This window comes from Nonomuraea sp. NPDC050663 (assembly GCF_044456985.1).
Lineage (GTDB): Bacteria > Actinomycetota > Actinomycetes > Streptosporangiales > Streptosporangiaceae > Nonomuraea.
In genome coordinates, this window is record NZ_JBITGL010000004.1 from 411,706 (window position 1) to 423,306 (window position 11,601).

At 71.2% G+C, this 11,601-nt stretch carries 11 protein-coding genes; 5 read left to right on the forward strand and 6 right to left on the reverse strand.

Features of this window, described 5'->3' with window-relative positions; translation table 11 throughout:
- The first annotated feature begins 19 nt into the window (after window positions 1-19).
- Window positions 20-2,230, forward strand: coding sequence for a hypothetical protein (locus tag ACIBH1_RS15175; protein WP_397314321.1), 2,211 nt, complete (start codon window positions 20-22; stop codon window positions 2,228-2,230).
- Window positions 2,231-2,241: 11 nt separating this feature from the next.
- Complete coding sequence (locus ACIBH1_RS15180; protein WP_397314322.1) at window positions 2,242-2,583, forward strand: hypothetical protein; 342 nt, start codon at window positions 2,242-2,244, stop codon at window positions 2,581-2,583.
- Here ACIBH1_RS15180 and ACIBH1_RS15185 read toward each other — a convergent pair.
- Window positions 2,567-3,517, reverse strand: a complete 951-nt coding sequence (locus ACIBH1_RS15185; RefSeq protein ID WP_397314323.1) for a GlxA family transcriptional regulator — start codon at window positions 3,515-3,517, stop codon at window positions 2,567-2,569. The genes ACIBH1_RS15180 and ACIBH1_RS15185 overlap by 17 nt on opposite strands.
- A gap of 91 nt (window positions 3,518-3,608) precedes the next feature.
- Here ACIBH1_RS15185 and ACIBH1_RS15190 point away from each other — a divergent pair, with 91 nt between their 5' ends.
- Window positions 3,609-4,244, forward strand: a complete 636-nt coding sequence (locus ACIBH1_RS15190; RefSeq protein WP_397314324.1) for a DJ-1/PfpI family protein — start codon at window positions 3,609-3,611, stop codon at window positions 4,242-4,244.
- Between the two features lie 24 nt (window positions 4,245-4,268).
- Window positions 4,269-4,640, forward strand: coding sequence for a hypothetical protein (locus tag ACIBH1_RS15195; RefSeq protein WP_397314325.1), 372 nt, complete (start codon window positions 4,269-4,271; stop codon window positions 4,638-4,640).
- A 15-nt stretch (window positions 4,641-4,655) separates the two neighbouring features.
- Here ACIBH1_RS15195 and ACIBH1_RS15200 read toward each other — a convergent pair whose 3' ends face one another.
- On the reverse strand, window positions 4,656-5,723 hold the full coding sequence (locus ACIBH1_RS15200; protein ID WP_397314326.1) for a PP2C family protein-serine/threonine phosphatase: 1,068 nt from the start codon (window positions 5,721-5,723) through the stop codon (window positions 4,656-4,658).
- Window positions 5,724-5,863: 140 nt separating this feature from the next.
- Here ACIBH1_RS15200 and ACIBH1_RS15205 point away from each other — a divergent pair, with 140 nt between their 5' ends.
- The gene (locus ACIBH1_RS15205) at window positions 5,864-7,918 is read left to right on the forward strand and encodes an ATP-binding protein (RefSeq protein WP_397314327.1); all 2,055 of its coding nucleotides are present in this window, start codon (window positions 5,864-5,866) and stop codon (window positions 7,916-7,918) included.
- 337 nt (window positions 7,919-8,255) lie between these two features.
- Here the strand turns inward: ACIBH1_RS15205 and ACIBH1_RS15210 are convergent, their stop codons facing one another.
- The 4 genes from ACIBH1_RS15210 to ACIBH1_RS15225 form a co-directional block, all read right to left on the reverse strand.
- Window positions 8,256-8,489 (reverse strand): lipoyl domain-containing protein, encoded by a 234-nt coding sequence (locus ACIBH1_RS15210; protein ID WP_397314328.1) that lies wholly within the window; start codon window positions 8,487-8,489, stop codon window positions 8,256-8,258.
- Complete coding sequence (locus ACIBH1_RS15215) at window positions 8,482-8,649, reverse strand: hypothetical protein (RefSeq protein WP_397314329.1); 168 nt, start codon at window positions 8,647-8,649, stop codon at window positions 8,482-8,484. The genes ACIBH1_RS15210 and ACIBH1_RS15215 overlap by 8 nt, the downstream gene beginning before the upstream one ends.
- Before the next feature lie 1,322 nt (window positions 8,650-9,971).
- Complete coding sequence (locus tag ACIBH1_RS15220; protein WP_397314330.1) at window positions 9,972-10,886, reverse strand: sporulation-delaying protein SdpB family protein; 915 nt, start codon at window positions 10,884-10,886, stop codon at window positions 9,972-9,974.
- A complete protein-coding gene (locus ACIBH1_RS15225) occupies window positions 10,883-11,431 on the reverse strand; it encodes a hypothetical protein (RefSeq protein ID WP_397314332.1) in 549 nt (182 codons plus the stop codon). The genes ACIBH1_RS15220 and ACIBH1_RS15225 overlap by 4 nt, the downstream gene beginning before the upstream one ends.
- Window positions 11,432-11,601: the final 170 nt, after the last annotated feature.

Here is an 11,601-nt window from a genome sequence, read left to right on the forward strand (position 1 = left end):
GTGGCGAGACAATCCGCGCATGGCTGTGGCATGGGGCCCGGTGCGCGGGCGCGTGGTCTTCGACAGCACCTGGCAGCAGGGGGTGCGTGAGCAGCAGTCGACCGGCTTCTCGTGGACGGGGACGCGGTCGTTGCTGGTGACCGACTGGCCGGCGGTGTACGTGCACGACAGTGGCGGGATGGGGCTGGGGCGGGCGCCGGCGGTGGTGGCGCTCGATCCGGCGCGTGATCCTGAGGCGTCGATCGAGCTGGCCGACAACAGCACCCGGCTGGTGGCCGATCTGCGGTTGCCGCAGGGGCGGTCGATCAGGTTGAGTTCGGGGGTGCTGCCTCCTGCGGCGCTGGCGACGTTGACGGGGTTGCGCGGGCGGTTGTTGCCGGATGCGGCGGCGGCCGATTTCGTGAGCCCGTGCGCCGTCTCGATCACGCCGCATTTCGAGTCGTCCGAGGGGGTGGACGGGGAGGTCACGGCGTACGTGGTGCTGGCCGGTGGGCGGCTGATGGTGCGTGCTCGCGGTGAGGTGCTGGTGGAGTGGCCGGTGAACCGGGCGGCGCTGAGCGCGTACGGTCCCAGCTCGGTGCGGCTTCGCGGTGGTGCGCTTCTGGGCGGGCGGTTCCTGACGGGGGCGACGTTGCATCTGGCGACGGTCCAGGTGCGGCAGGCGTTCATGGCGGCGACGTCGGCGCTGCACGAGGGTTCCGCCACCGTGGCGGTGCCGATGCACCGGCCTTCCTCGGCCGCGGCGCCGGCGGGGTTGTCGGCGCCGGTCACGATCAGGGGGCCGGTCTCGGGCAGCCCGGCGGTGAAAGCCGACTGCATCTTGACGGACGACGCGCTGGAGTTCCAGGCCACCGACACCCAGCGGGTGGTCGCCGCGTTCACGCTGGACGATCCGCAGTTGCGGGTCGCCGGGTCGGCTGAGCGGTTCGTGGTGTTCACGCCGGCGCACGGGCCGCTGGCGGTCACCTGCGACTCGGGCACGTTCGGGCGGCGCCTGCACGAGAACACGAAGTTGCGTGAGGCCGCCGAGCGCACGCTGACGTCGGGCATCCTGCCCGCCGAGCTCGCCGACGGCAGCCCGGTGGCGATCGCGTTCGCGGGGGACGGCATACGGATGAAGGGCCCTGACGTCAACGTCAGGATCGCCTACGACACGATCCGGGGCGTCGACGGCGACCTGACGGGAGCGCGTCCGGCGCTGCGGGTGTCGACCGAGCGCGGCGAGCACGTGATCGTCGCCCAGCCGGAGGTCGTCCAGACGGCCCACATCGAGATCAGGACGTGGAGTTACGCGAGCGCGACGCCCCGGCAGATTCCCGACCTCCTGCGCGCCGCGGTCGGCCTGGAGGAGGACTACCTGCTCTACACGATCTTCGGCCCGTTCTACGAGCTGCACGCCGCCCTCCTGGGCGAGGGCGAGGGCGAGGGCGAGGCCAGGGCGGGGGCCTGGGCCGGGGCCGGGGCGGGGGCCTGGGCCGGGGAGGTGTTTCCCGCGGAGGCGCCGGAGGAGCGTGCGCGCGTTGCGGCCGTGCTGCAGATCGGGCTCGGCGAGCTCCAGCGCCACCTCGACCAGGTCGCCTTCGTGCTGCCCGCGTTCCTGCGCCACCGCGACGCGCTGCTGATCAAGGCGGCGGGCGGCGGGGAGCCGGCCTGGCTGAAGCAGGGCGAGGCGGCGCTGCGTGCCGCGCTGGCGCCGACGCAGCGGATCGCGGCGGAGACGGCGCAGCTCGTCGCCCAGGTCTCCCGCATCGTCGACCTCGATCCCGAAGCCCTGCCCAAGGTGAGCTACGCCGGCGCCGCCGTCTCGCTCGGCGCCGCGGCGCTCATCAACCCGGTCTTCGCCGTCTCCGGCCTGTCGCAGGCCTACTCGGCCCGCACCCAGGGCGAGAAGCGCAAGGCGCACGTGACGGCCCAGTCGGAGCGCGGCTGGGCGACGGTCCTGGAGCGGTGGAACGCGCTGATCGCCACCACCTTGCCGGTCCTCGCCTACGTGATCACCGAGAACGTGTTCGCCCAGCGCTGGGCGGCGGCGCAGCGCATCAGCACCGAGGTCGCCTCGGCGAAGCAGCCGGGCGCCGCCCTCCAGGCGGTCGCGCGCCGCCTGGCCACGCTCGACGTGCTCCGCAAGTACCCCGCCAGCCCCGCCGTACGGCTGCGACGCGGCGAGATCGCCGACCAGCTGCGTGCCCGCCGTGACTCCCTGTCCACCCCGCGTTTCACGGGCTTCTGAGAGGACCCATCATGTTCAGCAGCCAGTTCGACAAGGCCCGCCGCTACTCCGAGGCGTACGCGGGGCCGTCGGGCGAGTCCGGGTTCTGGACCCCGGCGAAGGTGGCCGCGGCGGGGATCGCCGGGGTGGCCGGAGCCGGGCTCGTCGCCGCCGAGCTGGCGGAGGACCCGTTCGCCGAGGACCCGTTCGCCGAGGGCCCGATGGCGGACGGCGCGAGCGCGGAGGGTGCGCCCGCCGACGACGGGGGCGCATGGTCGGTGCACTCCGACTGGACCGACGCCTCCGTGGGCGGCGACGGCGAGGGCTTCATGTACTTCTCCGACGGCGACGTCAGCCTCACCGTCGACGGCTGACCCACGAGTCGCGATAGGCCTGCGGGCTGGTCCCCACGACCCGCTTGAACTGGTCGCGGAAGGCCGTGGGCGAGCCGAACCCGACCTGGACCGCGATGCGCTCGACGGGCTCGTCCCCCGACTCCAGGAGGTGTTGCGCCCGCCGTACGCGTGCCCGGTTGAGCCATTTGAGCGGTGTGGTACCGGTCTGCTCGCGGAAGCGGCGGTTGAGCGTGCGCGTGCTCATGCCCGCCATGGCGGCGATCTCGGCCAGCGTCAGCGGCCGGTCCAGGTGTTCGCCGATCCATCGCAGCACCGGCTCCATGAGCGAGCCGCGCGGCGCGGGCGGCTGGTCGTGCACGATGAACTGCGCCTGGCCGCCCTCGCGTTCGAGCGGCATGACCGACAGCCGGGCCGCGTCGGCGGCGACGGCAGCGCCGTGGTCGCGGCGGATGAGGTGCAGGCACAGGTCGAGCCCGGCGGCGGCGCCCGCCGAGGTGAGGAACTGCCCGGTGTCGACGTAGAGCACGCCGGGGTCCACGGTGATCTCGGGGTGCAGCTCGGCGAGGGTGTGCGCGGCGAGCCAGTGGGTGGTCGCGCGGCGGCCGTCGAGCAGCCCGGTGGCGGCGAGCGTGAAGGCGCCGGAGCAGATGGAGGCGATCCTGGCGCCGCGTGCCGCGGCCGCGCGCAGCGCCGCGATCACCTCGGCGGGCACCGGCGTCAGCGGGTCGGCCCGCCCGGGCAGGATGATCGTCTCGGCCCCGGCCAGCGCCTCCAGCCCCCAGGGGGCCCGCAGCACGAACCCTCCCGCCTCGACCTCAGGCGCGGGCGCGCAGACCCTGACCTCGTACGGCAGGCGCCCTCCGGGCAGCCGGGTGCGCGCGAAGACCTCCAGCGGGGTGGCCAGGTCGAAAGCGACGACCTCGGGCAGGGCCAGGACGGCCACGGTGTGCATGACCGCCACCCTAGGGGGGCTGGCGAGAATCCGTGGACACCCGGCAATCCAGCCACTGCCGCCCCCGCGTGCCCGTCACTAGCGTGGCCGCATGCTCACCCAGTTCGTTCTCTTCGACGGTTTCGACCCTCTGGACGTCATCGGCCCCTATGAGGTGCTGCACGCGGGCGGGACGACCGTCGAGCTCGCCTGCGCCGAAGGCCCGCGCGATGTCGTCAGCGGTCTCGGCCTGTCCCTGCGCGCCGTCGCCCGGCTCGATCCCGGCCGGGCCGATGTGATCGTCGTCCCGGGCGCCGCGGGCCGCCTGCCCGCCGGTGACGACGACGTGGCGCCCGACAGCATCCCCGGCATCCTGCTGGCCACGCTCTCGACCGAGCTGCCCGCCGTACTGAAGAACGCGCTCGGCCTGCCGGACGTCACGGTCGCGACGGTGTGCGGCGGCTCGCTGATCCTGGCCATGGCCGGGCTGATCAGGGATCGTCACGCCACGACCAACCATCTCGGCCTGCACCTGCTGCCCGGCCTCGGCGTGCACGCGGTCGACGCGCGCGTGGTCGACGACGGCGACCTGGTGACGGCGGCGGGCGTCACGTCGGGGGTGGATCTCGGCCTGTACCTCCTGGAACGGCGCCTCGGCGCGGCCAGGACGATCGAGGTGGAGAAGCTCTTCGCACACGAGCGCCGTGGCACGGTCTGGCGCCGTGACCCGCACGTGATCGGGCCGTGATCCGCCCGCGTGGACAATGGCGGCATGGCCGACCTTGACGCCGCCCAGCTGATCGACGCCTACTGCGCGGCCTGGAGCGACCCCGACCCGGGCAGGCGGCGCGAGATCCTCGGCAAGGTGTGGGCCGACGGCGCCACCTACACCGACCCGAACGTGCACACCGTGGGCCTCGACGATTTGCTCGCCCACATCGGGTCCGTCGTGGCGCGCCGCCCCGGCGCCAAGGTCGTGCGCACCAGCGGCGTCGACGTCCACCACGACCTGGCGCGTTTCGCCTGGCAGGTCGTGCAGGGCGACGGCACGGCCCTGCCGGAGGGCCTGGACCTGGCCGAGTTCACCGGCGACGGCCGGATCCGCCGCATCGTCGGCTTCTTCGGGCCGCTCGCGAAGGCCTGACACGCACGCGGAGGGTCAGCGCGCCGGTTCCGTCACCGGGCTGCGCGGCCACGCCTGCGCCGCGCCCGAGTGGTCGTGCTCCGGCTGGCACAACACCAGCGCCAGGTCGTCGTCGAAGTCGCCCCTGGAGTGCTCGAGCACCATGTCGTGCACCCCCTGCAGCGCGTCTTCGAGCTGGGGCCGGGTGAGGCAGGCGCGCACGCGCTCGTCGAGCGCGAACATCTCCCCGCCGGGGTCGCGCGCCTCGACCAGGCCGTCGGTGTAGAACAGCAGCCGCTGGTTGCCGCCGACGATCGCCGTGATCATCGTGGGTTCCGGGTCGAGGCCGAGCGGCGGCGCCGGGTCCGGCGCGCACAGCACGTCGAGGCGGTGCCCGATGCGCACCGGCGGGTGGTGGCCGCAGTTGACCAGCCGCACCAGCCCCGGCGCGAACTCCGCCAGCAGGACGGTGACGAAGTCCTCCTCGCCGAGGTCTCCCCCGAGGCGCCTGTCCATCGCCTTGGCCAGGTCGACCAGGTCCTGGGCGTGGAAGACCGCCTCGCGGAAGCTGCGCAGCACGTCGGCGGCCTGGGAGACGGCCTGCAGACCCTTGCCCTTCACGTCGCCGATGATCAGCCGCACCCCGAACGGCGTGAAGGCGACGTCGAACAGGTCTCCGCCGATCAGGGCCCCGCGCGCGGCCGAGCGGTAGCGGTGGGCGAAGGCCAGCCCTCCGACGCGGGCGGGGATGGGGCGCAGCAGCGCGCGCTGGGCGACCTCGGCGACCTTCGAGAGGTCGGCCAGCTGCGACAGTTCGCCCTCCCTGCGTCCGCGCACGTGCGCGGCGACGGTGGCGAACACGCCGCCGGCCATCACGGTGACGGTGTTCACGAGGTGGTCGGCGGTGACGAGGGTCTGCTCCAGCACGCCTGTGATGGTCGCCAGCCCCAGGGCGAGGATGCCGGCCATCGCGGTGCGCGCGGCGACCGACCGCGCGGAGGCGATCAGCGGCCCGGCGATCAGCAGCCCTGCCAGGTGCACGCCCGGGCCCAGCATCACGTCCGCTGACGCGATGACCAGGCTGGTCAGGAGCGCGAATCCCACCCACGCTCGCTCGATGTGCACGAGAAAATACCGCCTCGCCGGATTGCTTTACCTGTGGCAACTATCTCACCATGCGTCAGCTCTCGCACACGGTCTGCGAAAGAGTAGGCTGTGGTCTTCCCTCACGGGAGGTGGATGCCGTGAACCTGCGGACGGGCAATCTCCCAGCCGAGTCGACGAGTTTCGTCGACCGGGAGCGCGAGCTGGCCGACCTGCGGCGCCTCGTGGGCGAGTCCCGGCTGGTGACGCTGACCGGGGTCGGCGGGGTGGGCAAGTCGCGGCTGGCGCTGCGCCTGGCCTCCGAGCTGGCGCAGGCGTACGCCGACGGCGTCTGGTTCGTGGAGTTGTCGAGCCTGCAGGAGCCCGCGCTGCTGGGACAGACCGTCTCGCTGACACTCGGCGTGCCCGACCAGTCGGCCCGGCCGCCCGGGGAGGTACTGGCCGAGTACCTCGCGGGCAGGCGCATGCTGATCGTCTGGGACACCTGCGAGCACCTGATCGCGGCCTGCGCCGAGCTGGCCGAATCACTTCTGCGCGCCGCTCCGGGGCTGCGCCTGGTGGTCACCAGCCGCGTCAGGCTCGGGCTCGGCGAGGAACGCCTGTTCACCGTCGAACCGCTGGCCGTACCGGCACCCGGCGAGATCGGCCCCGACTACACCACGCAACCCGCGGTGGTCCTGTTCGCCGAACGGGCCCGCGCCGTCGCGCCCTCGTTCACGCTCACCCCGCAGGTCGCCGCCATCTGCCACCGCCTCGACGGGCTGCCGCTGGCGATCGAGCTGGCCGCGGCCCGCCAGCGGGTCATGACGGTGCAGGAGATCACCGACCACCTCGCCGACCGCTTCCAGCTGCTCACCGGCACGCCCCACGGCGATCCGCGCCACCAGACGCTGCGCACCACGATCGGCTGGAGCCACGAGCTGTGCGAGCCGAAGGAACGGCTGCTGTGGGCCCGCCTGTCGGTGTTCGCCGGGCTGTTCGACCTCGACGCCGCCACCACCGTCTGCGCCGACGAGGCGCTCTCGCCCGCCGAGATCACCCACCTGCTGCGCGCCCTGGTCGACAAGTCGATCGTGCAGCGCCTGCCCGAGGGCTACCGCATGCTCGACACCATCCGCGAGTACGGCGCGCAGTGGCTGGCCGAGCTAGGCCAGGACGAGCCGCTCCGGCGCGGTCACCGCGACTACTTCCTCGACCTGGCGCGCCGGTTCTACGCCGACTGGTACGGCCCGCGCCAGATCGAGTGGTACGACCGCCTGCGGAGCCGGCTGCCCGACATCCGCACGGCCCTCGACTACTCCTTCTCCCGCCCCGGCGAGCGGCTGGCCGGGCTCGACCTGGCCGGGCGCCTCATCTACTGCTGGGTCTGCCTCGGCATGGTCCGCGAGGGCCGGCTGCACCTCGACCGCGGCCTGTCCCTGGTCGACGAGCAGGGTCCCGAGCTGGCGCGCGCCCTATGGGCCTCCGGCTGGGTCACCCTCACGCAGGGCGACTACGAGCGGGGCCAGGAGCGGCTCGAAGACGCCCTGCGCGTCGCCGACGAGCTCGGCGACCTGGAAGCCCTTCCCCACGCGGGCGCCATCACCGCGGTCGCGCCCGCGCTCGCCGGCCGCAACCACGACGCGGAACGCCTGTGCGGCGAGGTGCTGGCCCTGGTGGGCTCGCGCCACCACGACTGCCTGTTCGTCGTCCACATCCACCGGCTCATCGCCCGCGCCCAGAGCGGCGACCTCGACGGCGCCATGGAGACCGTCCGCACCATCCACGAGCTGTCCGACCGCCACGGCGAGGTGTGGGCACGCTCCTACGCCGACGCGTTCGGCGCGGGTGTCCAGCTGGGCCTGGGCGACTTCGCCGCGGCCGCCGCCTTCGCCCGAGCGGCCATCCGCGTCAAGTCGTCGCTCGGCGACGCGCTCGGGCTGGCCATCTCCTTCACCAACCTCGCGCTGGCCACCGCGTTCGTCGGCGACGCCGTACGCGGCGCGACGCTGCTGGGCATCGCCACGGCGCAGTGGCGGGTGGCGGGGTCGGTGGTCGCGCAGACCTCGCCGGCGTTCGTGGCCGCGCACGAGCAGTGCGAGGGGCACTGCCGCGCGGCGGTGGGCGACCAGGCGTTCGAGCTTGCCTTCGGCGAGGGCGGGGAGATGGGCCTGCGGGGGGCGCTCGCCTATGCGCTGCACCACCCCGATGACTGAAGTGTGGCGTGTGGCCAGCTCCCAGGCTGATGGGGACTGGGAGCGTGTGAGACCATCGGCGCCCCACTCCAGAGCATGCTTGATCGCCTGGAGGAACAGTGTGGCGTAACGACCGTTGATCACCCGATGGCGCGACAGCCCGACGTGGCGCTCGTCGGACGGCGTGGCCAGGCTCTCCACGTCCTCGCGTCGACCTAACCGTTTACCCGCGCGCAACGCCTCCAGCGAGACGCCGGGTTCCTCAGCGACATGCTGGGCCCTGTTGGTGCCGATGACCTCGTCGGCCGGGCGCGGATCCTGTCCTTCGCAAACCTCGCTGGCACGCTGCCGCTCGTCATCACTCTCGAACAACCAGGCGATCACATGGTCGTGCGCGCACTCGCGTCCGGGCCGTACGAGGTGATGGACGATCGCGGAACGCTCGGCGGCGATTGCCGGAGACCGCCTTGGAGGTCTCCACCTCCACGAGCGGATCTCCCGCCTCGACGTGGTGCCCGTCCTCGACCAGCCACGCCGTCAGCGTGTAGTTCACATCGTTGCTGTTGAGCTTGGGAACGGTGACCTCAAACACCCCGAAGAACCCCCTTGACTGCTCTGTGGATCGTGCTCTCCTGCACGAGCACCTGGCGCTCCAGGTGCGGAACGGCGGGGATCACGCTGCTGGCGCCGCGCACCAGCAGGACCGCGGCCCGCAGCCTGTTCCACAGGCGGGTATGCAGCGCGTGCGCCACCTCCGCTCCCCAGGTTCGTGGTACGGCTCGGCGTCGGGCAAGGGCAGCAGCAGGTCCAGCACGCTCATGGATCGCCAGTGGTTGTAGGGCGCGATCGGCAACGGGTAACCGTGAACCGCCACCCACTCCCACAGCCGCGAGAACCGCAGGCGGAATATCCTGCCTGTCGAGGCCGGGTTACGGGCCAGCCGGACGAGCGCGCGGACGGCATGGTCGACGGGCATCACGTTCAGCGGTCCGTCGCCGTCGGGCGCCGCGCCGGCTTGCACACAAAACCCTTGGTCAGCGGGCACAGGTAGTCGTCGTGCGGTGCGGCGCCGGTCTCCGTGTTGCCGAGCACGGTGCCAGCCGATGCACCGTCGCAGGCATCCCGCCCGCGCGCGCCGCGGTGACGAGCTGTTCGCGGCCCACTTGCCCTCCGCGTAACCGCAGGCGCCCCACCGGGTACGCCCTCCTCTACTGCTGGCCCCGGCGCGAAGACCCCAAGCGTGGAGCCATGGTGCACGACGGGTGCCGCAGCGGACGATGAAATCGAGCATGTCGGCGAGTCCGTCGTAACATTCACGCGGCACGCCGAGGCGCGGCAGTTCCAGGTCGCCCACCTCCGCAACGATCCGAGGCGCGCGCGGTAGCGGCGCAGGGTCGTCGATCCGATGCGTGTGCGTCCTGGCCAGGCACTGCATCATCTCCTGGGTGGGCCTCAGGAGCTCAGCCAAGAGGAAGCGCCCACGTAGCCCGTGGAGCCAGTGAGGAGGATCGCGTCTGGATCGTGAGGCACCTGGAAAGTCCTGCCGGGCCCAATCCATCGGCCAGGTGGACGTCGGCCAACGGCCCCTCGCCCGGCGGTGGCGGCATCTCCCTGTCCATCTACCCGTTGCCGGTGAGCGGCAGGCGCGAGCACAACGTGGTGTGCAGGCAACATGTAGACCGGCAGCATCATGCGGGCTGGGCGGCTTTCCAGTTCGGCCGGTGAGGGCGTCGGCGAGCTGCCGGGGTGTCGCCCGGGCGGTCCTGTCTGACCATCACGGGGCGGCCAAGACGTTCGGGTGGCGCAGTAACGTGGCCACGATCTCGCCCGGCTCGATTCGATCTCCAACAAAGCATGCTGGGCACGCAGCCGATTGCTGGGGTGTTCAGACACAGGTCACATCCTGGTTCAGGAGATCGCGTGGTGACGGCTCCCAAGGAGGCGCGCCCGGTGGAATCCCCGCGCTCCTTCAGCTGTCGTCCGGCTTCCGGCTCAGGCCGGGCCACGCTCCGTGCCGATCATTGACTTCCCCGTTCGTCGTGCTCACCCTGCGCGACTTGATTCGAGAATGCCGTCAGTCGGTATCGGATCGTCCCTGGTCCGTCCTCGGCCCGGTGCCGGCCTGCGAGAGCAGCGATCCACCTGGCAGGGTCACGATGATCAAGAGGCTGATCATCACCAGCTCGAAGCTGCCCAACCCCAGGAAGACGAAGATGGTGCCGTGGAGCACGCCTCCTACCAGCAGCCCGCTCGCCCGGAGACGAGCCCTGCCGAGGACGGCGCAGGCGAGGAAGAGCTCGACCACGATCGTGCCCCAACCCAGCAGGAGCAGCAGTCGGCCTTCGGCCTCTCCGGATTCCACCAGCGCCCGCACCATGTCCGGCGGACCGACAAATGGGTCATTGATGACATATCTCATGGCGGTGCCATCTCGCCATGCGGGCTCCAGAAGCTTGGACAGAGCGGCGTCGACGTAGATGACGACCACCTGGACGCGCATCACCAGGCTGGCGGCGTAGGCGGCTCCGCGCCAGGCCGGTGGGAGTGGCCGAACGGGACGCTGCCAGTGCCATCGCCTTCCGTCCCCGAGGCAGATCGGGACGAGAAGCAGCGCAAGAACACGTGCGACCTGCTCGCCGCCGTTGGGGGAAGGCATGCTGGCACTCAGGCTGAACATGATGTACCAATGCGGGACACAGGTCCATCGCGGACGGTATCCGCTCGCAACGGCCAGGAGGATGACGGCGGCCAGGATCCGGCTCAGGATCGGCCACTGCTCACCGACGCACCAGAGCGAGAGCCCACGCAGCCCGTCACAGCGCGGTCCGGCGGGAAGCTCGGGAATCCGCGGAAAGAGATTGCTGTCCGAGTTGAAGACGACGACCGCGAGTTCGGCGACTGCCAGGAGCGATCGGCCGACGGCCAGCGGCATGTTCCTGGGCTCGAATGCCGCGGCAACGCCAGACCAGCGGCCGATCCACCTGGTCATCGAGGACATGACAGTTTGACCACGGCGATCTGGTGAACGCGTAGACCGTCGCCTGACGGCCGCTTCCGGGCGAACACGGACCGGCCGCACGGCAACGACGACCCTGCGGGAACGAGGAACTCAAATGGCTCAACCGCGGCGACGACCGAACGGCAATACCCAATGTCATCCGCCGTGCATACATACCAATAACGATTGGGAATGGACGCGCCAAGTGCGCGCACCGAGAATTCCGTACCGCTTCGACGAATGCCCCACCAAAGCTCCGCACTTGCCTGCCGATTGACGATCGGCCGAAATCGCCCCCCCTCCAGACTGTAGGCAACAGTGAAGGGCGCGGTGCCCTCACGTGAGAAGAACGACCAGCGCTGCGGCCAGATCAACTCGAATGAAGAACGCGCGCGTTTTAACCATGAAGGAACGACGGACGCATGCGACTGCGCGACAGCCGCACTCGCGGAGATCACCGTCAGCGCGATCAGAGTGGCCGCCAGCCCCCGCCCGGCCTCTACGCGCTCAACACGCGTTACTCCTCGTTGTGTCACGAGACATCAGCGAAGCGGGCTCACAACCCGCCGGTCCCGACCGGAACGAGGGATGCGACGTCACGGACTGTTTTGGACGCCGTGCCCGGATTGGCGAGAGCCAGCAGCCCCACAAGGAAAACGGCAGCCAACAGCCCGATAATGCCTGACCACTTCATACCTTCGACCTC